The sequence below is a fragment of the Streptomyces sp. NPDC012508 genome (genome assembly GCF_042902595.1).
Taxonomy (GTDB): Bacteria; Actinomycetota; Actinomycetes; order Streptomycetales; family Streptomycetaceae; genus Streptomyces.
Genome location: NZ_JBIBEO010000004.1, coordinates 582,934 through 607,748 on the forward strand (window position 1 = coordinate 582,934; position 24,815 = coordinate 607,748).

At 73.8% G+C, this 24,815-nt stretch carries 18 protein-coding genes and 1 tRNA gene; 13 read left to right on the forward strand and 6 right to left on the reverse strand.

The features are described 5' to 3' along the window. The first annotated feature begins 230 nt into the window (after positions 1 to 230). The 10 genes from ACFY8U_RS17030 to ACFY8U_RS17075 all read left to right on the forward strand — a co-directional run bounded on the left by ACFY8U_RS17030 (position 231) and on the right by ACFY8U_RS17075 (position 14,185). Positions 231 to 1,796 carry a methyltransferase gene (locus tag ACFY8U_RS17030; RefSeq protein WP_389570701.1) on the forward strand — a complete coding sequence of 522 codons (1,566 nt, stop codon included), beginning with the start codon at positions 231 to 233 and terminating at the stop codon, positions 1,794 to 1,796. Beyond that, on the forward strand, positions 1,793 to 1,957 hold the full coding sequence (locus ACFY8U_RS17035) for a hypothetical protein (protein ID WP_389570704.1): 165 nt from the start codon (positions 1,793 to 1,795) through the stop codon (positions 1,955 to 1,957). The genes ACFY8U_RS17030 and ACFY8U_RS17035 overlap by 4 nt, the downstream gene beginning before the upstream one ends. Before the next feature lie 185 nt (positions 1,958 to 2,142). Next, on the forward strand, positions 2,143 to 2,340 hold the full coding sequence (locus ACFY8U_RS17040; protein WP_352187703.1) for a hypothetical protein: 198 nt from the start codon (positions 2,143 to 2,145) through the stop codon (positions 2,338 to 2,340). Positions 2,341 to 2,578: 238 nt separating this feature from the next. Then, entirely contained in the window at positions 2,579 to 5,422 is a 2,844-nt protein-coding gene (gene topA / locus ACFY8U_RS17045; protein WP_389570707.1) for a type I DNA topoisomerase, read from the forward strand. Between the two features lie 169 nt (positions 5,423 to 5,591). Beyond that, positions 5,592 to 8,879, forward strand: a complete 3,288-nt coding sequence (gene tmk / locus ACFY8U_RS17050; protein ID WP_389570710.1) for a dTMP kinase — start codon at positions 5,592 to 5,594, stop codon at positions 8,877 to 8,879. 126 nt (positions 8,880 to 9,005) lie between these two features. Beyond that, positions 9,006 to 10,208 carry a DNA polymerase III subunit delta' gene (locus ACFY8U_RS17055; RefSeq protein ID WP_361604758.1) on the forward strand — a complete coding sequence of 401 codons (1,203 nt, stop codon included), beginning with the start codon at positions 9,006 to 9,008 and terminating at the stop codon, positions 10,206 to 10,208. A 38-nt stretch (positions 10,209 to 10,246) separates the two neighbouring features. Then, a complete protein-coding gene (locus ACFY8U_RS17060) occupies positions 10,247 to 11,797 on the forward strand; it encodes an alpha/beta hydrolase (RefSeq protein WP_389570714.1) in 1,551 nt (516 codons plus the stop codon). 97 nt (positions 11,798 to 11,894) lie between these two features. After that, a tRNA-Thr gene (locus ACFY8U_RS17065) sits at positions 11,895 to 11,968 on the forward strand. Positions 11,969 to 12,124: 156 nt separating this feature from the next. Beyond that, positions 12,125 to 12,829 carry a pyridoxamine 5'-phosphate oxidase family protein gene (locus ACFY8U_RS17070; RefSeq protein ID WP_389570717.1) on the forward strand — a complete coding sequence of 235 codons (705 nt, stop codon included), beginning with the start codon at positions 12,125 to 12,127 and terminating at the stop codon, positions 12,827 to 12,829. A gap of 69 nt (positions 12,830 to 12,898) precedes the next feature. Next, on the forward strand, positions 12,899 to 14,185 hold the full coding sequence (locus ACFY8U_RS17075) for an MFS transporter (RefSeq protein ID WP_389570719.1): 1,287 nt from the start codon (positions 12,899 to 12,901) through the stop codon (positions 14,183 to 14,185). Between the two features lie 64 nt (positions 14,186 to 14,249). Here ACFY8U_RS17075 and ACFY8U_RS17080 read toward each other — a convergent pair whose 3' ends face one another. Next, a complete protein-coding gene (locus ACFY8U_RS17080; RefSeq protein ID WP_389570722.1) occupies positions 14,250 to 15,038 on the reverse strand; it encodes a sigma factor-like helix-turn-helix DNA-binding protein in 789 nt (262 codons plus the stop codon). A 3-nt stretch (positions 15,039 to 15,041) separates the two neighbouring features. Then, positions 15,042 to 15,428: a DUF6479 family protein gene (locus ACFY8U_RS17085; RefSeq protein ID WP_361442174.1), complete on the reverse strand. Its 387-nt coding sequence runs from the start codon at positions 15,426 to 15,428 to the stop codon at positions 15,042 to 15,044. 154 nt (positions 15,429 to 15,582) lie between these two features. Here ACFY8U_RS17085 and ACFY8U_RS17090 point away from each other — a divergent pair, with 154 nt between their 5' ends. Together ACFY8U_RS17090 and ACFY8U_RS17095 are read left to right on the forward strand one after the other, a co-directional pair. Then, positions 15,583 to 16,092 carry a SigE family RNA polymerase sigma factor gene (locus ACFY8U_RS17090; protein WP_389570725.1) on the forward strand — a complete coding sequence of 170 codons (510 nt, stop codon included), beginning with the start codon at positions 15,583 to 15,585 and terminating at the stop codon, positions 16,090 to 16,092. 63 nt (positions 16,093 to 16,155) lie between these two features. Next, entirely contained in the window at positions 16,156 to 17,433 is a 1,278-nt protein-coding gene (locus ACFY8U_RS17095; protein ID WP_389570728.1) for a hypothetical protein, read from the forward strand. A 121-nt stretch (positions 17,434 to 17,554) separates the two neighbouring features. Here ACFY8U_RS17095 and ACFY8U_RS17100 read toward each other — a convergent pair whose 3' ends face one another. Both ACFY8U_RS17100 and ACFY8U_RS17105 read right to left on the reverse strand, forming a co-directional pair. Further along, entirely contained in the window at positions 17,555 to 19,252 is a 1,698-nt protein-coding gene (locus ACFY8U_RS17100; protein ID WP_389570731.1) for a bifunctional 3'-5' exonuclease/DNA polymerase, read from the reverse strand. Positions 19,253 to 19,489: 237 nt separating this feature from the next. Continuing rightward, positions 19,490 to 20,734 (reverse strand): LuxR C-terminal-related transcriptional regulator, encoded by a 1,245-nt coding sequence (locus ACFY8U_RS17105; RefSeq protein WP_389570735.1) that lies wholly within the window; start codon positions 20,732 to 20,734, stop codon positions 19,490 to 19,492. Between the two features lie 126 nt (positions 20,735 to 20,860). Between ACFY8U_RS17105 and ACFY8U_RS17110 the strand changes: the two genes are divergently transcribed. Continuing rightward, a complete protein-coding gene (locus ACFY8U_RS17110; RefSeq protein WP_389570738.1) occupies positions 20,861 to 21,778 on the forward strand; it encodes an NADP-dependent oxidoreductase in 918 nt (305 codons plus the stop codon). A 91-nt stretch (positions 21,779 to 21,869) separates the two neighbouring features. Here the strand turns inward: ACFY8U_RS17110 and ACFY8U_RS17115 are convergent, their stop codons facing one another. Together ACFY8U_RS17115 and ACFY8U_RS17120 are read right to left on the reverse strand one after the other, a co-directional pair. After that, a complete protein-coding gene (locus tag ACFY8U_RS17115) occupies positions 21,870 to 23,960 on the reverse strand; it encodes an ABC transporter permease (protein WP_389570740.1) in 2,091 nt (696 codons plus the stop codon). Beyond that, positions 23,954 to 24,730, reverse strand: a complete 777-nt coding sequence (locus tag ACFY8U_RS17120; RefSeq protein WP_389570747.1) for an ABC transporter ATP-binding protein — start codon at positions 24,728 to 24,730, stop codon at positions 23,954 to 23,956. Before ACFY8U_RS17120 ends, ACFY8U_RS17115 begins: the two co-directional genes overlap by 7 nt. Between the last annotated feature and the right edge of the window lie 85 nt (positions 24,731 to 24,815).

Genomic DNA, 24,815 nt, shown 5'->3' on the forward strand with positions numbered 1-24,815 from the left:
GTACGTAGGGCCCCGGGCGAGCACGGCCCGCCCGGGGCCCTTCGCGTACCCACGGCCCTTCCCAGGCGCCGCACACGGCCTCCCGCGCCGTCGCACACGGCCCTTCCCGAGCGCCGCGCACGGCCTTCCCGCGCCGTCGCGCCCTTGTGGGGTCAGGGACTTCGGTACTGCGGCTCCGGTACGGGCGGGGCTGACGAGGCAATGTCGGTGGCGGCCGCCACAATGGTGGGGTGAGTACGACCAGCCTGACCTCCCGCCTCCCCGTGCCCGCGCACGCCGCCCGGCTCCGCGAAGCCCTGCTCGCCGCCGACTTCACCGCCGACGGCCTGCTCGAACTGCTCGGCGCCCCCGCCTACGCCGCGCTCGCCCGCAGCGAGACCGTGCCCGCGCTGCGGGCCACCCGGGGCGACTCCCCGCTGGAGACCCTCGTCCGGCTCTTCCTGCTCCAGCGCCCCGTCTCCCGTGCCCGCGCCGCCGCCGCGCTGCCGCTGGAGGAGTGCCTGACGGACGGCTGGCTGGTGCAGGTCGGCGAGAGCGGCGGCCAAGGGGCCGACCAGGAGGCCGACCCGGAGGTCGGAGCCTGCGTCGACATCAGGCCGTACGGCGGGCCCGACGGGCAGGACTGGTTCATCGTCTCCGACCTGGGCTGCGCGGTCGGCGGGGCCGGCGGCATCGGCAACAAGGACGAAGGCGTCGTCCTCGGCGTCGGCGGCGCCTCCACCACGCTGGCCGGCATCACCGTCCGTACGCCGGTGTCCTCCGCGCTCGACCTCGGCACGGGCTCCGGCATCCAGGCCCTCCACGCCGCGCAGCACGCCACGCTCGTCACCGCCACCGACCTGAACCCGCGCGCCCTGGACTTCACCCGGCTCACGCTCGCGCTCTCCGGGGCCCGCGAGGCCGAGCTGCTCCAGGGCTCGCTCTTCGAGCCGGTCGACGGCGATACGTACGACCTGATCGTCTCCAATCCGCCGTTCGTCATCTCCCCCGGCGCCCGCCTCACCTACCGCGACGGCGGGATGGGCGGCGACGACCTGTGCCGCACGCTCGTACGGGAGGCCGGGGAGCGGCTCAACGACGGCGGATACGCCCAGTTCCTCGCCAACTGGCAGCACGTCGAGGGCGAGGAGTGGCAGGACCGGCTGCGCTCGTGGGTGCCGCGCGGCTGCGACGCCTGGATCGTGCAGCGCGAGGTCCAGGACGTCACCCAGTACGCCGAGCTGTGGCTCCGGGACAGCGGCGACCACCGCGCGGACCCGGAGGCGTACGCGCTGCGGTACGAGGCGTGGCTGGACGAGTTCGAGGCCCGTAAGACCAAGGCGGTCGGCTTCGGCTGGATCACCCTGCGCAGGAACGCCGCCGTGGCCTCCGGCGCGGTCGAGCCGTCGATCGTGATCGAGGAGTGGCCGCACCCGGTCGAGCAGCCGCTCGGCGACACCGTGCGCGCCCACTTCGAGCGGCAGGACTATCTGCGGACCCGCGACGACGCGGCCCTGCTCGCCGACCGCTTCACGCTCGCCTCCGAGGTCGTGCAGGAGCAGGTCGGGCTGCCGGGCGCCGAGGACCCGGAGCACGTGGTGCTGCGTCAGAACCGCGGCATGCGGCGCGCGACCAAGGTGGACCACGTCGGGGCCGGCTTCGCGGGCGTCTGCGACGGGACGCTCAGCGCGGGACGGATCCTGGACGCGATCGGTCAGCTGATGGGCGAGGACCCCGTGCTGCTGCGGGACCGCACCCCGCAGGCCATCCGGCTGCTGGTGGAGGAGGGCTTCCTGGTCCCGACGCCCTCGACGTGACCCGGGCCTCTGACGTGACCGGGGCCCTCGGTGCCTCCCACGTCCTCGGCGTCACCGGCACTCTCGGTGCCACCGGCACTCTCGGTGCCACCGGGACCCTCGGCGGCACCGGGACCCTCGGTGGCACCGGCCTCCTCGATGTGACCGATGTCCCCGTGTGACCGACATCCCGGATGTGACGTGGCGAACGTGCCGCGTCACCGGGAGGGCACCTACCGGCCATATTCGTGAACCCGTGCGGGACCGTCCGCGTCGTTCACCGGGAATTCGTACCCGCGACGCCGGAAGGTGCCAGCCTCGGCTTCCAGGGACCACGGGGGCCCCGGGAAGGGAACGGGGTACGGGCATGGAGAGCGGGCCTGCGATCTTCGCCGGAACGGCGTTCGCGCTGTTCGGAGCCGCACTGCTGCTGTGGACGGGGGTGCGCGTGGCCCACGGCGAACCGGTCGCGCAGGGGGTCGGCACCCGGACCGCCGCCACGCTGACGACGATCTTCGGACTGGTCTTCCTGCTGCTCGGCGTGTGGTGCTTCGGACGGGTGTGACGACGAGGTTCCGCTTGCACCCGGCCCACCGGACCGGGAGTCCGGGCGGCAGGAATGCCAGGAGTCGGGTTACCGTTCGAGTGGCCGTTGCGGGCTTTTGCCGTTTGACACGGGGGCGGGTTGTACCGTCACACTCCGCAGCGACGGCAGCGTCACCGAGCGTGCCGCCGCCGTGCGTGCCATGCGGAGTGCCAGCGCCGTACGTGCCACCGAGCGTCGACCGGAGAGAAGAGCGAAGTTGTCCCCGACCAGCGAGACCGCACAGGGCGGCCGCCGACTCGTCATCGTCGAGTCGCCTGCCAAGGCGAAGACGATCAAGGGCTACCTCGGCCCCGGCTACGTCGTCGAGGCGAGCGTCGGGCACATCCGAGACCTCCCCAGCGGCGCCGCCGAGGTGCCGGAGAAGTACACCGGCGAGGTGCGCCGCCTCGGTGTCGACGTCGAGCACGACTTCCAGCCCATCTACGTCGTCAATGCCGACAAGAAGGCGCAGGTCAGGAAGCTCAAGGAGCAGCTGGCCGGGGTCGACGAACTCTTCCTCGCCACCGATGAGGACCGCGAGGGCGAAGCCATCGCGTGGCACCTCCTCGAGGTCCTGAAGCCCAAGGTCCCGGTCCACCGGATGGTCTTCCACGAGATCACCAAGGACGCGATCCAGGAGGCCGTCCGCAACCCGCGCGAGCTGAACAAGCGCATGGTGGACGCCCAGGAGACCCGCCGTATCCTCGACCGGCTCTACGGCTACGAGGTCTCGCCGGTCCTGTGGAAGAAGGTCATGCGCGGCCTGTCCGCGGGCCGCGTCCAGTCGGTCGCCACCCGTCTCGTCGTCGAGCGCGAGCGTGAGCGCATCGCCTTCCGCTCCGCCGAGTACTGGGACCTGACCGGCACCTTCTCCACCGGCCGCGCCGGCGACCCGTCCGACCCGTCGTCGCTGGTCGCCCGACTGAACACGGTCGACGGCAAGCGGGTCGCGCAGGGCCGTGACTTCGGCGCCGACGGGCAGCTGAAGACCGCGAACATCCTCCACCTCGACGAGGAGAAGGCGCGGGCGCTCGCCGCCTCGCTCGCCGACACCTCGTTCAGCGTGCGGTCGGTCGAGTCGAAGCCGTACCGCCGCTCCCCGTACGCCCCGTTCCGTACGACCACCCTCCAGCAGGAGGCGAGCCGGAAGCTGGGCTTCGGCGCGAAGGCGACCATGCAGGTCGCCCAGAAGCTGTACGAGAACGGCTTCATCACGTACATGCGTACGGACTCGACGACCCTGTCCGACACCGCCGTCTCGGCGGCCCGGGCGCAGGTCACGCAGCTGTACGGCGCCGACTACCTGCCGGAGAAGCCGCGCGTCTACGCGGGCAAGGTCAAGAACGCGCAGGAGGCGCACGAGGCGATTCGCCCTTCGGGTGATCGTTTCCGCACCCCGGCGGAGACCGGCCTGACCGGCGACCAGTTCCGGCTGTACGAGCTGATCTGGAAGCGGACCGTCGCCTCCCAGATGAAGGACGCGACCGGAAACTCGGTCACCGTGAAGATCGGCGGCCGCTCCGCGGACGGCCGGGACGCCGAGTTCAGCGCCTCCGGCAAGACGATCACCTTCCACGGCTTCATGAAGGCGTACGTGGAGGGGGCCGACGACCCGAACGCGGAGCTCGACGACCGTGAGCGCCGGCTGCCGCAGGTCGCCGAGGGCGACGCGCTGTCCGCCGAGGAGATCACCGCCGACGGCCACGCGACCAAGCCGCCGGCCCGCTACACCGAGGCCTCGCTGGTCAAGGAGCTGGAAGAGCGCGAGATCGGCCGTCCGTCGACCTACGCGTCGATCATCGGCACGATCCTGGACCGTGGCTACGTCTTCAAGAAGGGGACGGCGCTCGTGCCGTCGTTCCTGAGCTTCGCCGTGGTCAACCTGCTGGAGAAGCACTTCGGCCGGCTCGTCGACTACTCCTTCACCGCCAAGATGGAGGACGACCTCGACCGCATCGCGCGGGGCGAGGCACAGGCCGTGCCGTGGCTGAAGCGTTTCTACTTCGGCGAGGGCGGTGACGCCGGTCAGGGCGCCGCGGCCGACGCCGGCAACGGCGACGGCGACCACCTCGGCGGGCTGAAGGAGCTGGTGACCGACCTGGGCGCGATCGACGCCCGGGAGATCTCCTCCTTCCCGGTCGGCGACGGCATCATGCTGCGCGTCGGGCGCTACGGCCCGTACGTCGAGCGCGGTGAGAAGGACGCCGAGGGGCACCAGCGGGCGGACGTGCCCGAGGACCTCGCGCCCGACGAGCTGACGGTCGCGTACGCCGAGGAGCTGCTCGCCAAGCCGAGCGGCGACTTCGAGCTGGGCGTGGACCCGGTCAGCGGGAACCAGATCGTCGCGAAGGACGGCCGGTACGGCCCGTACGTCACCGAGATCCTGCCCGAGGACACCCCGAAGACCGGCAAGAACGCGGTGAAGCCGCGGACCGCCTCGCTCTTCAAGTCGATGGCGCTGGACACCGTGACGCTGGAGGACGCGCTCAAGCTGATGTCCCTGCCGCGCGTGGTGGGCGCGGACGCCGAGGGCGTCGAGATCACGGCGCAGAACGGCCGCTACGGCCCGTACCTGAAGAAGGGCACGGACTCGCGGTCGCTGACGGACGAGGAGCAGCTCTTCACGATCACGCTGGAGGAGGCGCTCGCGATCTACGCGCAGCCCAAGCAGCGTGGCCGGGCGGCCGCCAAGCCGCCGCTGAAGGAGCTGGGTGTCGACCCGGTCAGCGAGAAGCCGGTCGTCGTGAAGGACGGCCGCTTCGGCCCGTACGTGACCGACGGCGAGACCAACGCGACCCTGCGGACCGGCGACAGCGTCGAGGAGATCACGCCGGAGCGCGGCTTCGAGCTGCTCGCCGAGAAGCGGGCCAAGGGGCCGGCGAAGAAGACGGCCAAGAAGGCGCCCGCGAAGAAGACGGCCGCCAAGAAGGCCACGCCGGCGAAGAAGACGGCGGCCAAGAAGACGGCCGCGAAGAAGACGACGGCGAAGACCACCGCGGCGAAGAAGACGACCGCCGCGAAGACGGCGGCGTCCAAGTCGGCCGCGTCGAAGCCGGAGTAGTCGAGGCCGGAGCAGTCGAGACCGGAGCAGTCGCAGCCGGAGCAGCAGAGCGCCCGTACGTGTAAGGGGCGGGGGCCAGGGGCTCCCGCCCCTTACGTATGCGCGCTCTGCCCGACGTTTGTTCGGGTGCGGGCCACGGGGAGTCAGAGGGTCCGGATAGGGTGGACGGATGACGCGAGCAGAGCAGCCAGACTCCGACGTCGCGCTTGTCGCAGACTCCCGGGAGCGTGCCGTACGGGCGCTTTTGCGCCATCAGCCCTTGCGGAGACTGTGGAGCGCTCAGCTCGTCGGTGGGACCGGTGACGCGCTCGCCGTGCTCGTCCTGGTGCTCCTCGGGCTCCAGGCCGCCGTCTCCGAGGGCGCCTTCGGCGGCGGGTACCGGGGCGCGGCGCTCGCCGTAGCCGCCGTGATCGGTGCCCGGCTGCTGGCCTCGGTGCTGTTCGGCGCCGTTCTGCTCGGGCCGCTCACCACACTGACCGGGCCCTCGGGCGTGCTCGACCGCCGCTGGACGATGATCGGCGCGGACGGTCTGCGCGTCGCGCTGCTCGTGATCGCCCCCCTGTGGATCGACTGGGTGCCGGACAAGGCGCTCGGCTTCCTGCTCGGCACCGTCTTCGTCATGGGTGCCGCCGAGCGGCTGTGGACCGTGGCCCGCGAGGGCGCGGCGCCCGCGCTGCTGCCCGCGCCCCCGCTGGAGGGCGCCGCCGTACGCCCGCTGCCGGACCATCTCGACGCGCTGCGCCGGTTGTCGCTGCGCACCGGCTTCCTGGCCGTGCCGGCCGCGGCCGCCGTGCTCCTCGTCGCCACACTGCTGAGCAACCTGCTCGGTACGGGCATCGAGTGGTTCACGCTGCACCAGGCCGCCCTCGGCTCGTACGTCGCCGCCGGCCTCTTCGCCGCCTCGGTCTCCGTCCTGTACTTCATCGAGCTGCCCGGCGGTCAGACGCCGCGGCCGCGCTCGCCGTTGGAGGGCCTGCGCCGTCCCACGGCCGAGAAGGGCCGCACGGGCGCGGTCGGACTGCTCGTCCTCGCCTGCGCCATGGTCGCCGGAGCCGTCGCCGCCGCGGCGGCGGTCTCCGTCCTGCACGCGTACGACCTCGGGGGCGGCCCGGTCACCTTCGCTCTGCTGATCCTGGCGCTGAGCGGTGCCACGGCCGTCGGCATCCGGACGGCCGGGTCCGTGCTCACCGCGCTCTCCCGCCGCCGGCTCCTCGCCCTCGCGATCGCCCTCACCGGCGTCGCGCTGCTCGCGATGGGCCTCGTGCCGGACACGGCCACGGTGCTGCTCCTCGCCGTACTCGCCGGGTACGCGGCCGGCGTCGCCGCCAACACCGGCCACACCCTCCTCGACCAGGAGACCGAGGACGCCCGGCGTCCCCGGGTCACCGAGCACCTGCAGGCCGTCGCCCGTGTCGCCATGGCCGTCGGCGCGCTCGGCGCGCCGCTGCTCGCCGCCGCCATCGGGCCGCACCGGATCGCCTCCGGCAGCTTCGTCTTCGCCCACGGTGGTGCCGCGTTCACGCTGATGCTCGTCGGCGCGCTGCTGCTGCCCGTCGCGGCCCTCGTCCTGGCCAAGACCGACGACCGGGCCGGCGTACCGCTGCGCCGCGACCTGCGCGACGCGCTCCGCGGCGCCGACCCCGTCCAGGCGCCCGCCCCGACCGGCTTCTTCATCGCCCTGGAGGGCGGCGACGGCGCCGGCAAGTCCACCCAGGCCGAGGCGCTCGCCGAGTGGATCCGCGCCAAGGGCCACGAGGTCGTCGTCACCCGCGAACCGGGCGCCACCCCCATCGGCAAGCGGCTCCGCTCGATCCTGCTCGACGTGTCCAGCGCCGGGCTCTCGAACCGCGCCGAGGCGCTGCTGTACGCCGCCGACCGCGCCGAGCACGTCGACTCGCTGGTCAAGCCCGCCCTGGAGCGGGGTGCGGTGGTGATCTCCGACCGGTACATCGACTCGTCCGTGGCCTACCAGGGCGCCGGGCGCGATCTGTCGCCGACCGAGATCGCCCGGATCAACCGCTGGGCGACCGGCGGACTGGTCCCGCACCTGACCGTGCTGCTCGACGTCTCGCCGGAGACCGCGCGGGAACGGTTCACCGAGGCGCCGGACCGGCTGGAGTCCGAGCCGCCGGAGTTCCACGCGCGCGTGCGGGCCGGCTTCCTCGCGCTGGCCGCCGGTGACCCCGGCCGCTACCTCGTCGTCGACGCCGGCCAGGAGCCGGAGGCCGTCACCACCGTCGTACGTCACCGGCTCGACCGGATGCTGCCGCTGTCCGAGGCCGAGGTGAAGGCCCAGGAGGAGGCGCGGCGGAAGGCCGAGGAGGAGGCCAGGCGCCGGGCCGAGGAAGAGGCCGCGCGCAAGGCGGAGGAGGAGCGTCTGGAGCGCGAGCGCCAGGAGCAGCTCGCCAGGCTCCGTGCCGAGGAGGAGGAGCGCAAGCGCCAGGAGGAGGAAGAGGCGCGGCGCCGCGAGGCGGAGCGTCAGGCCGAGGAGGCGCGCCGGCGCGCCGAGGAGGCCCGGCTGGCCGCCGAGGAGGAGCGCAAGCGGCGCGAGGCCGAGGAGAAGACCCGCCGCGAGGAGGAGGAACACCGCCGCAAGCAGGCCGAGGAAGAGGCCCGGCTGCGCGCGGAGGCGGAGGAGCGCCGCCTGGAGAAGCAGCGCAAGGCCGAGGAGGCCCTGCTGCGCGCGGAAGAGGCCCGGCGCCTGGCCGAGGCGGCGGCGGCGAAGGCCGCGGAGGAGGCCGCGCGGAAGGCTGCGGCGGAGGCCGCGGAGAAGGCCGCCGCGGAGGCCGCCCGTGCGGAAGAGGCGCGGAAGGCCGCGGAGGCCGCCCGTGCGGAGGAGGCGCGGAAGGCCGCCGAGGCGCAGCGGGTCGTGGAGGCCGAGCGGGCCGCCGAGGCCGCCGAGGCCCGGAAGGCTGCCGAGGCCGCTGCCGCCAAGGCCGCCAAGGCCGCGGAGGCCGCCCGCGCGGCGCAGGCGTCGGCCAACGAGGTGACCGTCGAGACCCCCGTGGTGACGCCCGACGACGTGACGCAGGCGGTGCCCAAGGTCTCGCCGAACGAGATCACCGTCCCGACCCCGATCGTGGACCCGGACGCCGTCAGGCCCGAGGCGGAGACCTCGGTCCTGCCGCAGGTGCGCGACACGGACGAGAGGCCGGCGCGGGCGGCCGACGAGACGACGGTTCTGCGTCCCGTACGGCCCGCCGACGAGACGGCCGTGCTGCCTCCCGTCCGGGACACGGACCCGGTCGACCGGGTTCCGCCGGGCATCTTCCGCGACGCGCAGCCCACCGGATCCAACGAGCAGACGCGCGAGCTGCCCCAGGTCGACGACCAGGGCCGTCCGCGCCGCCGCTCCGACTGGGCGGAGGAGACCCCGCTCGACGACCTCCCGACCCTGGCGGACGAACTGCTCGGCCCGCACGACGACGAGGACGACGGCCGCCGCCGACGCCGCTGACGAAGCGGGTACGGACGGGGGCGCGGCTCTGCCGCGCCCCCGTCCGGCGTTTCGGGCCGCCTCCCCGGGCCGTCCGGGGGTGTCAGAGGGGTGCCCCACAATGGAGGGCGTACCGGAGGAGGGCACATGGCCGTATGGGACGACCTGGTCGGACAGGCGCGGGTCGAGGAGCAGCTGGCCGCCGCGGCGCGGGACGCCGACACGCTCGTCACCGCCCATGCCGCCCGGGAGCCCGAGCCCGAGGGCTCCAAGATGACCCATGCCTGGCTCTTCACCGGCCCTCCGGGCTCCGGGCGGGCGACCGCGGCGCGCGCCTTCGCCGCCGCGCTGCAGTGCGTGAGCCCGGACCGGGCGCTGGGCGGCGCGCCGGGGTGCGGGTTCTGCGACGGCTGCCACACCGCGCTCGTCGGGACCCACGCCGACGTGGAGGTCGTCCGCACGGACCTGCTCTCCATCGGCGTGAAGGAGACCCGCGACCTCGTCCGCCGCGCCCAGCTCTCGCCGGCCAACGGCCGCTGGCAGGTGATCGTCCTGGAGGACGCCGACCGGCTCACCGAGGGCGCGGGCAACGTGCTCCTGAAGGCCGTCGAGGAGCCCGCGCCGCGCACGGTCTGGCTCCTCTGCGCGCCCTCCCTGGAGGACGTGCTGCCCACCATCCGCTCCCGCTGCCGCCACCTGACCCTGCGCACGCCCCCCGTCGACGCGGTCGCCGACGTGCTCGTACGGCGGGACGGCATCGACCCCCAGATCGCCGCGGCCGCCGCCCGCGCCACCCAGGGCCACATCGACCGCGCCCGCCGGCTGGCCACCGACGAGCGCGCCCGGGCCCGCCGGGCCGTCGTCCTCAAGCTGCCGCAGCGCGTCGCGGACATCGGCGGCTGCCTCAAGGCGGCGCAGGAGCTGATCGACGCGGCCGGCGAGGACGCCAAGCAGGTCGCCGAGGAGATCGACGTCAAGGAGACCGAGGAGCTGAAGGCCGCCCTCGGCGGAGGCCAGGGCAGCCGGATGCCGCGCGGCACCGCGGGCGCGATGAAGGAGCTGGAGGAGCGGCAGAAGCGGCGCAAGACCCGTACGCAGCGCGACAGCCTGGACCTGGCGCTCACCGACCTCACGGGCTTCTACCGCGACGTGCTCACCCTGCAGCTCCGCACGCGGACACCGATCGCCAACGAGGACGTACGGGACGCGGTGGAGCGGATCGCCCAGGACACCGCACCCGAGCGGACCCTGCGCCGGATCGAGGCCGTGCTCGCCTGCCGGGAGGCGCTGGACCGGAACGTCGCGCCGCTGCTGGCGGTGGAAGCGATGACCATGGCTCTGCGCGACTGATTGGACACGGTCCGTACGTGTGCGGATACCCTCCGGAGATGGACTCCAGGCGTTTGCTCCGTACGTCCGCCACGGCCCTCGCGGCCGCCGGGCCGATCCTCTCCGGCTGCGCGGGCGGAAGCGACGCCGCGCCTTCGGGCCCGTCGGCGGCCGCGCCGCCGGCCGTGCCCAGCACACCGGATCCGGCTCTCGCGAGCTTCTACGGGCAGAAGCTCGCCTGGCGCGACTGCGGTGTGCCGAAGTTCCAGTGCGCGACGCTCCGTGCGCCGCTCGACTACGCGAAGCCCAGCTCCGGCGAGGTCAAGCTGGCCGTCTCCCGGGTCGCGGCGAGCGGCCCCGGGAAGCGGCTCGGCTCGCTCCTGGTCAACCCCGGCGGCCCCGGCGGCTCCGCCGTCGGCTACCTCCAGGGGTACGCGGGCATCGGCTACCCCGCCCCCGTCCGCGCGCGGTACGACATGGTCGCCGTCGACCCCCGCGGAGTGGCCCGCAGCGAGCCCGTCGAATGTCTGACGGGACCGCAGATGGACACGTACACGCAGATCGACCAGACCCCGGACGAGGCCGCCGAGACCACGGCCCTGACCACGTCGTTCAAGGGCTTCGCGGCCGGCTGCGGGAAGCGGGCGGGCGCGGTCCTGCCGCATGTCTCCACGGTCGAGACGGCCCGGGACATGGACATCCTGCGGGCGGTGCTCGGCGACGAGAAGCTGACGTACGTCGGCGCCTCGTACGGCACGTTCCTCGGCGCCACCTATGCCGAACTGTTCCCTGGCCGCGTGGGCCGCCTGGTCCTGGACGGGGCGATGGACCCCTCACTGCCCGCGATCGACCTCAACCGCGACCAGACCGCCGGCTTCGAGACCGCCTTCCGGGCCTTCGCGGCCGACTGCGTCCAGCGGCCGGAGTGCCCCCTCGGCACGGACTCCGTCGACGGGGCCTCGGGCAACCTGAAGGGCTTCTTCCGCGCCCTCGACACCAGCCCGGTGCCGACCGGCGAGAGCCGGCAGCTCGGCGAATCGCTGGCCACGACCGGGGTGATCGCGGCGATGTACGACGAGGGGGCCTGGCCGCAGCTGCGCGAGGCGCTGACGAGCGCGATGGGCGGCGAGGGCGCGAGCCTGCTCGCCCTGGCCGACAGCTACTACGAGCGCGAGCCGGACGGTACGTACGCGAACCTGATGTACGCCAACGCCGCCGTGAACTGCCTCGACCTCCCGGCGGCCTTCGCCGGCCCCGCGGACGTCGAGAAGGCGGTCCCGTCCTTCGAGAAGGCGTCCCCCGTCTTCGGCAAGGGCCTCGCCTGGGCCGCCCTGAACTGCGCCTACTGGCCCGTGCCCCCGACCGGCCGCCCCCACCGCATCACCGCCGACGGCGCGGCCCCGATCGTCGTCGTCGGCACCACCCGCGACCCGGCGACCCCGTACAAGTGGGCCCAGTCCCTCGCCGGCCAGCTCTCCTCCGGCACGCTCCTGACGTACGAGGGCGACGGCCACACGGCGTACGGCCGCGGCAGCGACTGCATCGACTCGGCGATCAACACCTACCTGCTGGAGGGCACGGCCCCGAAGGACGGCAAGCGCTGCACGTGAGGGGTGTCGTGGACCACTCCAAGGGTGGTCAGGAGCACCCCGGGAAACTGTGTAGACTTGGCGTCGCTGCTGCACCCACCATGGGAACGCACGGCATGCCGCCTTAGCTCAGTTGGCCAGAGCAACGCACTCGTAATGCGTAGGTCTCGGGTTCGAATCCCGAAGGCGGCTCGGATCAGCCCCAGGACTCACTCGCCGTGACCTGGGGCTTTTTCATGTCCTGATTCCGACAGGCGGGCAGGGGTGGCGGTGCGCGGGTGGAGCCCGTAGAACACCCCGGGAGCATCCCCGCGCATGATCCGCGCGATCCCTACGAAGAGGACACGCATGAGCACCGCCGTCGAACAGGTACCCGCACCGGACGAGTTCGTTCCTACCGAGCGCACACGGTTGCGGCGGATGCGGCACAAGGGGAGTCATCGGCGCGCCGATCTGGACGCGGTGCTCGCCGCCGGGTTCCTCTGTCACCTCGGCGTCGTCGTCGACGGCACCCCGATGGTCGTGCCCACCGCGTACGGCACCGAGGGTGACCGCCTGTACCTGCACGGCTCCGTGGCCAGCCGCAGCCTCGTCCAGGCGCCCGAGGCGACCGTCTGCGTCACCGTGACGCACGTCGACGGCCTTGTGCTCGCCCGCTCCGTCTTCGAACACGGCGTCAACTACCGGTGCGCGATGGTCTACGGCATCCCGCGGGAGGTGACCGACCCCGAGGAGAAGCTCGTCGGGCTACGGGCGCTCACGGAGCAATGCGCCCCGGGGCAGTGGGAGTACGCCCGGCAGCCCAGCCGGAAGGAGCTGGCGGCGACCTCGCTGCTCGCCCTCGACCTCACCGAGGCGTCGGTCAAGATCGCTTCCGGCCCGCCGGACGACGGGGAGAGCCCCGACGCCGAACTGGGGCTCTGGGCCGGGGTTCTGCCCGTCGTCACCGCCTTCGGCACCCCGATCGCCGACCCGGTCCTCCCGGCCGGTGTCGAACCGCCCGCGCACATCGCCGACCGGGCGGGCCAGTCGGCGGCTCCCCTCTCGGTTTAGGGTCTCTTAAGCGTCGGGCCAGAACAATTTGATTGTGCTCACGCGTCGGGGTGCGGCAGGTTCGATGACATGCGATCCGACTCACCCTGGCGCGTCCCCGACTTCCGTACGCTCTTCTCCGCGGCCGTCCTCAGCCAACTCGGCACCAACGTCGGATACGTCGCCGTCCCGCTGATCGCCGTCGAGGCGCTGGACGCGAGCCCCGGAGAGGTCGGGGCGCTCGCGACGCTCTCCACCCTCGCCTTCCTCCTCATCGGCCTGCCCGCGGGAGCGTGGGTCGACCGGCTGCCGCAGCGCCGGATGCTGATCGTGGCGGACGCGGTCCGGGGGCTGCTCCTCGCCTCCGTGCCCGTCGCCTGGTGGTGCGACGCCCTGACCCTCGCTCAGCTGTACGCCGTCGTGCTGCTCAGCGGCTGCGCGACCGTCTTCTACGACGTCACGGGCCAGAGCATCCTGCCCCGTTTCGTCGGCCGCGACGGACTCGTGCCGGCCAACGCCGCCATGGTCAGCCTGATGGCCGTCACCAACGTGGCCGGACGCGGCGCGGGCGGCGGCCTGGTCCAGTTGCTCACCGCGCCCCTCGCGGTGGCGGTCACCGCGGTGAGCCATCTGGCCTCCGCCGTACGGCTCCTGTGGCTCAAGGAGGCGGCGGCGCCCGCCGCGCCGGCCGACCGTGTGCGGGAGCCGCTGCGTACCCAGATCGCCACGGGCGTACGGCACGTCCTCGGGAACAAGGAGCTTCGGGCGCTCGCCCTGTCCGCCTCGCTCACCAACCTCGGCTCACAGATCCTCAACACGATGATGCCGGTTCTCTTCGTCCGCGAACTCGGCCTCTCCGCCGGTGTCCTCGGCCTCTACTGGGCGGCCGGCGGCGTCGGCCTGCTCCTCGGCGCCCGCTGCGCCCGCGCGGTGGCCGCCCGTCTCGGCTTCGGCCGTACGCTCGGCCTCGCCGGGCTGGTCCTCGCCCCCGCCGGCCTCCTCGTCCCGCTCGTCGGGCACGGGCCCTGGCTCTGGATCGCGGGCGCGGGGTGGCTGTGCGCCATGTTCAAGACCGGGATGGACAACGTCCTCGGCGTGAGTCTGCGCCAGCGGATGACCCCGGACGCACTGCTCGGCCGCATGAACGCGACCTTCCGCTTCCTGCTCACCGGCGCCATCGCGATCGGCGCCGCCGTCTCGGGTCTCCTGGGCGAACTCGGGGGCCTGCACGCCACCTTGTGGGTGGGCGGCTCCCTGCTCGCCTGCGCCTTCCTCCCCGTCTTCCTCTCGCCCGTCCGCACGCGCCGCGCCCTCCCGGCGGAGGCCGACCCGGCCACGGTCCGTCCGGCCCCGCTTCCGCGCGTACGGGAGGGGTGACCGCGCGGGAGGGGTGACCGCGCCCAGCCTCGGGGCCGCGGTCACCCCTCCCGTCCGCCGCCGGTCACTCCGGCAGGATCTGCACGTCCAGGCTGTCGAGGTGGTTCCGGTCCATCAGGATGTCGGCCGCCGTGACGCGGCCTTCGATGACCGTGAAGGCGATCACCGCGCTCGGCCCGCCGTCCGGGGCGGTCATCACCAGGCCCGCCGCGCCGTCCACCAGGGCCAGGCGGGCCGCCCCGGCCCGTTCGGCGAGGTGGACCGCCACGGCCGTGGGGCCGTGGGCGGTCGCCGCACCGGACCGTACCGCCTCGGCGTCCGCCCGCAGCAGGACGTCGGGGTCGAGCAGCTCGCGCAGCCCGGCCGGGTCGCCGTCGCGTACGGCGGCGAGCAGCGCGGCCACCACCTCCCGGTGGCGCGCGAGGTCGGGCTCCGGCATCTCCTCCGTACCGCGTACGCGCGTTCTCGCCCGGCTCACCAGTTGCCGTGTGGCAGCGGGCGTGCGCTCCAGGACCGGGGCGATGTCGTCGACGGGCACCGCGAACATGTCGTGCAGCACGAACGCCACCCGTTCGGCGGGCGCCAGCGTCTCCAGGGCCGCCTCCTCGGACCGGTGCGGCGGCCGGCCGGCGGGCTCACCGTTGGACCACGGATCCCAGGGGTCCTCGCGCCGCGCCGCGCGCGACCGCAGCCTGGTCAGGCAGATCCGCGCGACGGCCGCGGTGGCGTCGGCGGTGGTGTCACCCAGCCGCCGCGCCTCGCGCACCGCTTCGTCCGCCTCGTCGGACGAGCCCAGCAGCCGGTACGCCACCGCCTGCTCGTGACTCACCGCACCCACCGCGTGATCGACCACCGTTCAGTCTCCGTGCCCCGTTCCGCCGCTGCCGAAGCCGCCGCTGGAGATCCCGCCCCACTTGCGCTTCTCCTCGCTCGGCGGGTCGGACGAGGTCTCGGTGCCACTCTTCAGCTCGTACGGCATGAGCCGGTGCTCGCCGTCGGTCTGGGGCATCTCCGTCGGCTTGCGGTACTCGGACGTCTCTCCGGGAAGCCCGCCCTCCGGCCGGTGCGGCTGCTCCTCCGGCTTGGGCGTGGGGGACTCCTTGTCCCTGACCCTCATCCCCAGCCAGAACGCGCCGATCAGTACGGCGACCACGACCAGGCCGCCGAGTACCTGGGCCATCCCGGACTGCCAGACGCCGGCCGCGGTCGTGACCCCTGCGGAATCCACAAGAAATCCGTTCATACTCCAGAGTTACCCAATTCTGGACAATCTGAGCAATCCGGGGCGTTCGAGGGGCGCTCGAACTCGTAGAACCTCGTACGAACCTCGTGTGAAACATTTCCCCGGGCCCGTCGCGTCAATGAGATGTAGGGCGACCGCGACGGAGGGGAGGGACATGAGACAGTCCCGCGCGGACGAGTTTCTGGAGTTCGCCACCGCCAGGACTGGTCATCTGTTCCGGTCGGCATGCCTGCTGACCAGCGGCGACACCCATCTCGCCGAGGATCTCGTCCAGGAGACCCTGGGCCGGATGTACAGCCTGTGGGGACGCGTCCAGCGGATCGGCAACCCGGCCGGGTACGCGCAGACCGTCCTGGTCCGCACGTTCCTCAGCCATCGGCGGCGACGCTCCGCGACCGAGCGCCCCGTGGGCGAGCTGCCGGACCGGGCTCCGGAGAACGGTGACGATCCGGCGCTCCGGATCGCCCTGCTCGACGCGCTCGCGGCCCTCGCGCCCAAGGACCGGGCGGTGGTGGTGCTGCGGTACTGGGAGGACCGCAGCGTCGAGGAGACCGCCCAGGCGCTCCATGTGAGCTCCGCGGCGGTCCGCACCCGCTCGACGAGGGCGCTCGCCAAGCTCAGGGAGCGGCTCGGCGGCAGCATCGTCGAGTTCGCGTCCCGCTGACGCGGCGCCGCGCACCCTTCCACACTCTTTCTTTCACTCATGGACCGGAGACGGTGATTCGGCATGCCTCTGAACGAGGGACACGACGGTTTCGCGGAGGAGCTCGGTGAAGCCCTGCGCCGCACGGGCGACGGCTTCGCCACGGAGGACGCCCGCGAGCTGGTGGCCGGCGGCCTGACCCGCGGCCGGCGCCGGCTGCGGCGCCGCCGTGCGGCCACGGTGACCGGCGGTGTGCTGGCCTTCGCCGTGGTGGGCGTCGGCGGGATCTACGGCGGAAACCTGCTCGCTGGGGACGAGGGGGCCATGGGGGCCAAGGGGGGCAAGGACTCCTCGGTCGCCGCGCCGAAGGAGACGACCCCCCCGCCGCCCACCAAGGGGCCCGCGCCCACACTTGAGGTCAAGGACCTGGCGGCCGTTCTCAAGGCGAACACGCCCGCCGGAACCTGGACCATCCCCGACGAAGGCGCCCAGGGCGAGTACGTCTCGGGCGTCTACCAGGACGGCAGGGGCGAGGCGGCCGTCTCCGTCAGCCTCTCCCGGGCCGACGAGACCGTGGAGGGCGGCGCGGGGCAGGTGGAGTGCCCGGACGAGACCTTCGTCCCGCACGACGGATGCACCAGCGAGAAGCTGCCGAACGGCGACCGGCTGATGGTCCTCCAGGGGTACGAGTACCCGGACAAGCGGGTGGAGACCAAGAACTGGCGGGCGGTGCTGCTCACCCGGGACGGATTCCTGGTCGACGCGAGCGAGTACAACGCCCCGACCGAGAAGGGGTCCGCCATCAGCCGCGCGAACCCGCCCTTCAGCCCCGCCCAGCTGAAGGCCCTGGTCACCGCCGAGGGGTGGCGGCCGCTGTTCAAGCGGCTGATTGTGCCCCAGAAGAAGCCCGTCCTGCCGGGCATGGACACCGCGCCGCCGGAGGTGGACGGCGAGGCCGTGCGGGCGACCCTGCGCTCGCTGCTCCCCAAGGGGCTGACGGTGACCTCCCAGGGCGGCGAGGGCGAGTTCGCGTACGTGGTCGTGGACGACGGCAAGGGCAAGAGCCTCGTCCAGATCAATGTGCAGAGGGACATGAGCGATGTCGCGGGAGAGCTCTTCGCCGGCGCCACGAAGCTGCCCGACGGGCGACTGGTGAAGGTGACCGAGCAGCCCGGTGAGAAGGGCGGCGCCGGTGTCGTCTGGTGGACGGCCGACACGATCCTGCCGTCCGGCTTCCGGGTCGTGGTCTCCGCGTTCAACACGGGTGCACAGCACCAGGACGCGACGCGCGCGGAGCCGGCGCTGACGACGGACCAGCTCAAGGCGATCGCCCTCGACGACAAGTGGCTGAAGTTCTCGTGAGGTAGCGCCCCCGCGGTGCCGTCACGGGGCATACGGGCCGGCCCCCGGCGGGGCCCCGGCCCGTATGCCCGTATGCCCGTACGCGCCCCCGGGTCCGAACACACCTCCGCGCGTACGCCCGTCATTTGGCGTCCGCGTACCGCTCGACCGTGGCCGTCGTGAACGGAAAACGCACCGGCGTCGCGCCGAAGGCGATCCGTCCCGCCTCGTCCCCGGCCGCGCGGATCGCCTCGGTGACCGCCTCCGCCTCCTCCGCCGGGCAGTGCACGATCACCTCGTCGTGCTGGAAGAAGACCAGCTCGGCCCGCATCCCCGCGAGGGCGCGGCGCAGCGCGGCGAGCATCAGCAGCGCCCAGTCGGCGGCGCTGCCCTGGACGACGAAGTTACGGGTGAACCTGCCGCGCGCCCGCGCGTTGCCGGAGGCGTACCCGGGGGTGAACTCACCCTCCCCGGTGGCCGGTTCGTCCCCGCCACCCTGGGGGATGCCCGCCTCCTCGGCCTCGCCCGCGCCGGCCGCCCGTGGGCTGGTCCGGCCGAGCCAGGTCCGTACGAGCCGGCCCTCCTCGCCCGCCTTCGCCGCGTCGTCCACGTAGGCCACGGCGCGGGGGAAGCGGCGGCGCAGCGCGGCCAGGTTCTTCAGGCCGTCGCCGCTGGTCTGTCCGTAGATCGCGCCGAGCAGGGCGATCTTCGCGTGGTCGCGGTCGCCGGAGAACGCCCGGTCCGACAGCCGGGTGTAGAGGTCGTCGGGGTGGCCGGCGACCTCCATCAGACCGGGGTCGCGGGAGATCGCGGCCAGGACCCGGGGCTCCATCTGGTCGGCGTCGGCGACGACGAGCCGCCAGCCGTCGTCGGCCACGACGGCCCGCCTGATGACCTTGGGGATCTGAAGGGCGCCGCCGCCGTTGGTCGTCCAGCGACCGCTGACCGTGCCGCCGGGCAGGTACTCGGGGCGGAATCGGCCGTCGCGCACCCAGTCCTGGAGCCAGGACCAGCCGTGGGCGGTCCAGATCCGATACAGCTTCTTGTACGCCACGAGCGGGGCCACCGCCGGGTGGTCGAGCTCCTCCAGCTCCCAGCGGCGCGTGGACCGCACCCGGATCCCGGCCTGGGCGAACGCCTTGACGACGTCGGCGGGCAGATCGCGCCGGACACGGCGGCCGAAGGCGGCGGAGACCTCGTCGGCGAGCTCGGCGAGGCGCCGGGGCTCCCCGCCGCCCGCGTACCGTTCGCCCAGCAGCTCGTGCAGCAGCTCCCGGTGCACGTCGGCGCGCCAGGGCAGCCCGGCCCGGTTCATCTCGACGGCGACGAGCATGCCCGCGGACTCGGCGGCGGTGAGCAGCCGCATCCGGCCCGGGTGCTCGGTCCCCTCGTGGCGGCGCTGCTGCTCCGCGTAGACGGCGAGGAGGTCCTCGAAGGAGACGGCGGTGGCGCTGGGTCTCGCCTCGAAGAGGGAGTCCTGCGAGCCGGGCTCGGCGGCTCGCTGGGGCGGATCGGGCGGTACGGGAGCGTTCCTCAGCCGCGCGAGGGCGGCGGCCGCGGACCTGGGCTCCCCGAGCCGCCCCTCGTGGCCGAGGAGGAGCCCTTCGGCGACCTCGATGTCGTAACACCGCTCGACGCGCACCCCGGCGGCGAGGAGCCGCGGATGGACCGCCGCCGTGGACCGCCACACCCACCGGGCGACGCCCGGCCGGGACCGGACGGCCTCGACGAGGTCCGGCTCGTGGAGGACGGGTCCGGCGGGCAGCGCGTCGGGGCCGAGGGGGACGAGCCGCGCCCCGTCCCCCTCCGCCTCGGCGTCCACCGCCCACCTCTCGCTCACGGGTGCGAGTCTGACACCCCCCACTGACAGCGCCCTCGCCGACAGCGCCGGGCACGCGCCACGCGGTGACGCACCGCCGGTCCGGCGTACCGCCTGGTACCGCCTGGTCCGGCGTACCGCCTGGTACCGCCTGGTCCGGCGGCCCGCCCCGTCCGGGCGGCCAGACGGTCCGGGCGGCCAGACGGTCCGGGCGGCCCCGCCCGGTCCAGCAGCCGTCCCGTCCGGCAGCCCGTCCGGCTACGCCGCCCTGTGGAAGAGGGCCGCGGCCTCACCTCGGCTGTCGACGCCGAGTTTCGTCAGGATGTTGGCGACGTGGAACTTCACCGTCGATTCGCTGATGTGGAGTTCCTGGGCGATCTGGCGGTTGCGGTGGCCCAGCGCCAGACGGGTCAGGACCTCCAGTTCGCGGCCGCCGAGGCCGGTGAGCGGGTTCACGGCCGCGATCGGGGCGTCGGGGGTGGCCAGGGGGAGGGTCGCAGTGATCGTGATGCCCCAGCCCGGGACGGCGTCCATCTCCAGCCGCCCGCCCAGCACCTCCATCCGGTCGGTGACGCTGCCCGCGCCCAGGTCGCAGGCGGCGAGCGCGCCGTCCCCGTCGTCGCGCAGCGTCGCCCGCAGCTCGTGCTCCGTGATCTGCCAGCCGACGCGGACCCGGCTCACCGAGTCCTGCTCCAGGATCACGAGCAGCAGGGCCCGGACGACGGCCCGCGCTCCGTGCGCCACGTCCGCCGCCAAGGAGCGTGAGCTGTCCGGAGGGACGAGTTCGAGCCGTACCGTGCTGTGCCGCAGCATCGTCTTCAGCCCTTCCGCCAGCCGGTCGAACGCCTCGCGGGCCGGCTCCTCGGCGACCGAGCGGTCCCGCTTCGACTCGGCCCGCATCTCGATCAGCGCGTTGACGGCGAGGTCGGTCGCGGTGGTCCGGGCCGCCCCGTCGTCCAGGGCCCGGCTGCGGAGCACCCCGAGGATTCCGGAGAGGGCCGCCGAGTGCGCCGTCGTCAGCTCCGCGATCACCCGAGCCCGGGTGTCCGCCGCCGCCCGCGAACGGGCGAGCGCGCCCGGCATCGCCTCCACCGCGAACCGGTCGAAGTGACTGGTCACCAGGTCCCACAGCGCCTGCGCGACGGCCAGGGCGCCGTCCGGCACGGGCTCGGCGCCGTCCTCCCGTACGAGGACCAGGACGGAACGGCGCGCGGTCGCGTCGCTGGTGACGGCGACGACCTCGTGCTCCCGCCCGCCGACGGCGGTCCGGCCCTGCCAGGGGCTGCCGGGCGTGCCGGAGGCCAGCAGCGGGGTGAGTTCGGCGGCGGTCGGGATACCGGACTCCCCGACCGTCTTGTACGGCGAGTGGGCGCAGTGCGTGGCGAGTTCGGCGGCGGCCCGGTGCGGGATCAGCGGTGCGAGGACGGCCGAGAGCCGGGGCAGGATCTGGCCGAGCGGCTGCCGGATGATCTCGTACGCGGAGTTCAGCGTGTGCGCGTCCATGCGAGGCAGCGTAGTCAGCGGGCCGGCCGCACCGGCTGTCCTTTCGGCCAGGTGGGACTGGCCGTTGGGCGGGCCGGACGGAGGAGGTCCGTGATCGAAGCTGGAGGCCGACCCGAGGAGGACGCGATGGAAGCGATCACGTACGAGCAGTTCGGCGGCCCGGAAGTGCTGCGCCACGAGACCGGTGTCCCGGTGCCCGAGCCGATCGGCGGCGCGGTCCGGGTGAAGGTGGCCGCGGTCGGCGTCAACCCCGTTGACTACAAGCGACGTTACGGATGGGTGGAGGCGTTCTACCCGACGACGTTCCCCGCCGTGCCGGGTTTGGAGTTCGCCGGAACCGTCGACGCGCTGGGTCCGGACGCCACGGGGGTCGCGGTCGGCGACGAGGTGTTCGGCTGGACGACCACCGGCGCATACGCCGAGTACGCCCTGGCCGAGGTCTACGCCCCCAAGCCGGCCGGCCTGACCTGGGCGCAGGCGGCGAGCATCCCGGTCGCGGGGGAGACCGCGCAGCGGGTCCTGGACCTGCTCGGCCTGCGGGAGGGCGAGACCCTCCTCCTGCACGGCGCGGCGGGCGTGGTCGGCTCGGTGGCCGTCCAGCTCGCGGTGGCCGCCGGGGCGACGGTGATCGGCACCGCCTCGGAAGCCAACCACGCGTACCTGCGCTCCCTGGGCGCGATCCCGGTGGCGTACGGCGACGGCCTCGCCGGCCGGGTCGGGGCGGCGGCGCCCCAGGGCGTCGACGCGGTCTTCGACGCGGCCGGCCACGACACGCTTCCGGTCTCGATCGAGCTGACGGGCGGTGCGAAGGAACGCATCGTGACGATCGCGGCGCCGGACGCGGAGGAGCACGGCATCGTCTTCAGCGGCGTCACGGTCGACCCGCCCCTCGCCCGCACCTGGCTGACCACCCACGGCCGGATGGCGGCGGAGGGCCGGCTGCGCCTGGGCATCGCCGAGACCTTCCCCCTGAAGGAGGCGGCGAGGGCCCAGGAACTGAGCGAGTCCGGGCACGTGCGGGGCAAGTTGGTGCTGCTGCCTTAGGCGTGGCCAGGCCGTCGCCCGGGGCGGCCGAGGGCGGGGCGGTGGCCCGGCTCCGACCCTGGTCACCGCCCCGTCCACCCACCTTCGCCGCTCAGCGCGTAAGGCGCCACGCGGGGAGCGCCGCCGACGCGACCGCGATCACGCCGCACACCCCCGCCGCCGCACCCACGGCACCCCACGGCATGGACACCGCCACCGGCGCCGACAGCGCCGCGAGCCCCGCCCCCAGCGCCCCCAGGCCGACCGCCGTCACCGCGAGGCCCAGGACCGCCCCGATGGCCACGGCCAGCACCGCCTCGCCCGTCACCACCCGCAGGATCTGGCTCCGCGTGGCGCCCGCGAGCCGGAGCGAGGCCAGCTCCCCGCCCCGTACCGAGGTCGCCATCAGGAGCGTGTTGGCGAGCGCGATCACCGTGTAGACGAGCGCCATGCCGAGGACCAGGAGCAGCCCCATCCGGACCTGCGGGCTGGTCGACGGGTGCGTGGCGGCGGCCCACTGCTCCGCCGTGCGTACCGTCCCGCCCGCCGCCGCGAGGGCCTCCGGCGCCACGCCGGGCCCCGCCTCGATCCGGTCGACCGTCGCGCCCGGCGCGTTCGCAGGCGTCACGTACGGGCCGTTGTCACCCGTCCCGAGGGCCAGCACCGCCACCACCCGCAGCGTCACCGGTCCGCTGCCGTCCGCGCGCCACACCTCGACCCGCTCGCCGACCGTCCGCCGCTCCCACTCCTCGTTGACCACGATCGACCGGTCGTCGAGGTCCGCCACGTCCCCCGCCACCACCGGCAGCCGCGCCAGGTCCGCGAAGGCCGCCGGGTCGGAGACCGCCCGGGCCCCGTACTTCACGAGCGCCTCGGCCCCGTCCCGTACGAAGACGGACGTCGTCGCGGTCGCCGAGGCACCGGGCACCGGCCGCAGTTCCTCGCCCGTCACCACCCACTCCGCGCGGGTCTGCTCCCGCGCCTCCGCGGCCTTCGCGCTCGTGACCGAGGCCGCCGAACCGAGCAGCGAGCCGGCCAGCGCGACCGTCACCAGGACCGGCGCGGCGACGGCGGCGGTACGGCGGACAGCGGCCGCGCTGTTCTCCCGCACGAGCATCCCCGTCGCGCCCGGCAGCCGCAGCGCCCGCGCCACCGGCCGGACCAGCACCGGGGCGAGCAGCGCGACGCCGGTGATCAGAAGCATCGGCAGGGTCGTGTACGTCTTGCGCTTGAGCAGTTCGGACGGCTCCGTGACCGTGGTCCAGACGAGCAGGGCGGCGCCCGTCAGGAGCAGGCCCGTGCCGAGCAGCGCGCGGCCGAGCGGCAGGACGTCCGTGTCGACGTCCGCCTCGCGCAGCGCGGCCGTCGGGCCGACCTTCCCGGCCCGCCGCGAGGCGGCGAAGGCGCCCGCGAGGGCGACGGTCACCCCCGTCCAGAAGCCCAGGTGGTACGGCCAGGTGGCGTCGCCGATCCCGAACCACTCGGGGGCGAGGTCCCCGTCCACGAGCACCCGGGCGAGCCTCGGCGCACCCCACGCGCCCAGCGCGCACCCGGCGGCCGCGGAGAGGATCCCGACGCCCGTCGCCTCCGCGAGCAGCATCCGCCGCACCTGGCCGGGCGTCGCGCCCGCCGTCCGCAGCAGCCCGAACTCGCGGCGCCGCAGAGCGACGGCGAAGGCGAAGGTGGACGCGACGACGAAGACGGAGACGAAGGTGGTGACGCCGCCGGCCGTGCCGAGGAGGGAGTTGAGGGCGACGAGCGCCTCGGCGTCCCGCTCGGGCTCGGCGTCGGCGCGCAGCCGGTCGTTCCCTGTGAGCACCTGGGCCCGGTCGCCGACGAGGGTACGGACCTCGGTGGCGGGACCATGGACGCCGACGGCGTCGGGGCCGCCCGAGGTGGTGACGGTCCAGCGCGCCTTCAGCTCGGCAAGGAGTTCGATATCCACAGGCTGTGGACGGTCGAGCTTCTGCGAGGCGGAGGCCGTGTCAGGACCCCGCCGTACGTCGACGGTGACCGCGTCCCGCCCCTTCACGACCACCGGAGCGGACGCGAACCGCCGCGGCTCGCGCTCCGGGGCGTCGATCGTCGAGGCGAGGCCGAGGCCCATGGTGGTGAGGAGCCCGACGCCGAGGGCGAGCGCGACGGAACTGCCGAGGAAGGCGGCCCAGCGGGCGCGAAGGCCGGAGAGGACGACGGTCAGCATGCGACGGCCTCCGCCCCGGTCGTCGTCTCCAGGCCGGCCATGCGGGCCGCGACCCGCTCGGCCGTCGGGGCGTACAGCTCGCCCTCCACCCGCCCGTCGACCAGGAACACCACCCGGTCCGCCCGCGCCGCCGCCTGCGGATCGTGCGTGACCATGACGATCGTCTGGCCGTCCCGGTCCACCAGCTCCCGCAGCATCGACAGCACCTCGCGGCTGGTGGCGGAGTCCAGGGCGCCGGTCGGCTCGTCCGCGAAGAGCACCGCCGGCCGGGTGATCAACGCCCGGGCGATCGCGACCCGTTGCTGCTGCCCGCCGGACAGCTCCCCTGGCCGGTGCACCTCCCGCCCGCCGAGCCCCACGCGCTCAAGCGCCGCACGCACCTCGCCCCGGGGCACCCGCCGCCCGGCCAGCCGCAGCGGCAGCGCCACGTTCTGGGCGGCCGTCAGCGAGGGCAGCAGATTGAACGACTGGAAGACGAACCCGATCCGGTCCCGCCGCAGCAGCGTCAGCCGCCGCTCGCTCAGCCCCTCCAGGGCGACGCCGCCCACCTCGACCGTCCCGCTCGTCGGCCGGTCCAGGCCCGCCGCGCACTGGAGCAGCGTGGACTTGCCGGAGCCCGAGGGGCCCATGACGGCGGTGAAGGTGCCGGCACGGAAGTCGAGGTCGACGCCGTCCAGGGCGCGGACGTCGCGGTGACGGCGTCGGAGGGCGGTGAGCCGGACGGCGGTGCCGGAGACCGGCGTCGAGGATGGAGAGGGCGTTGAGGTCATGGCTCAAGCGAACCGCCGACGGCGCCGCCGATCACGACCACTGGAGGGCGTCCGAGAGGTAGCCCTGGCCCCACCCCCGCCGTAC

Excerpts from the sequence above, each read along its gene's own strand:
- ACFY8U_RS17090 (WP_389570725.1), top strand. The coding sequence starts at position 15,583 with ATGAGACAGTCCCGCGCGGACGAGTTTCTGGAGTTCGCCACCGCCAGG.
- tmk (WP_389570710.1), top strand. The coding sequence starts at position 5,592 with ATGACGCGAGCAGAGCAGCCAGACTCCGACGTCGCGCTTGTCGCAGAC.
- ACFY8U_RS17115 (WP_389570740.1), bottom strand. The coding sequence starts at position 23,960 with ATGCTGACCGTCGTCCTCTCCGGCCTTCGCGCCCGCTGGGCCGCCTTC.
- ACFY8U_RS17085 (WP_361442174.1), bottom strand. The coding sequence starts at position 15,428 with ATGAACGGATTTCTTGTGGATTCCGCAGGGGTCACGACCGCGGCCGGC.
- ACFY8U_RS17070 (WP_389570717.1), top strand. The coding sequence starts at position 12,125 with ATGAGCACCGCCGTCGAACAGGTACCCGCACCGGACGAGTTCGTTCCT.
- ACFY8U_RS17055 (WP_361604758.1), top strand. The coding sequence starts at position 9,006 with ATGGCCGTATGGGACGACCTGGTCGGACAGGCGCGGGTCGAGGAGCAG.
- ACFY8U_RS17110 (WP_389570738.1), top strand. The coding sequence starts at position 20,861 with ATGGAAGCGATCACGTACGAGCAGTTCGGCGGCCCGGAAGTGCTGCGC.
- ACFY8U_RS17060 (WP_389570714.1), top strand. The coding sequence starts at position 10,247 with ATGGACTCCAGGCGTTTGCTCCGTACGTCCGCCACGGCCCTCGCGGCC.
- ACFY8U_RS17075 (WP_389570719.1), top strand. The coding sequence starts at position 12,899 with ATGCGATCCGACTCACCCTGGCGCGTCCCCGACTTCCGTACGCTCTTC.
- ACFY8U_RS17095 (WP_389570728.1), top strand. The coding sequence starts at position 16,156 with ATGCCTCTGAACGAGGGACACGACGGTTTCGCGGAGGAGCTCGGTGAA.
- ACFY8U_RS17040 (WP_352187703.1), top strand. The coding sequence starts at position 2,143 with ATGGAGAGCGGGCCTGCGATCTTCGCCGGAACGGCGTTCGCGCTGTTC.
- ACFY8U_RS17105 (WP_389570735.1), bottom strand. The coding sequence starts at position 20,734 with ATGGACGCGCACACGCTGAACTCCGCGTACGAGATCATCCGGCAGCCG.
- ACFY8U_RS17120 (WP_389570747.1), bottom strand. The coding sequence starts at position 24,730 with ATGACCTCAACGCCCTCTCCATCCTCGACGCCGGTCTCCGGCACCGCC.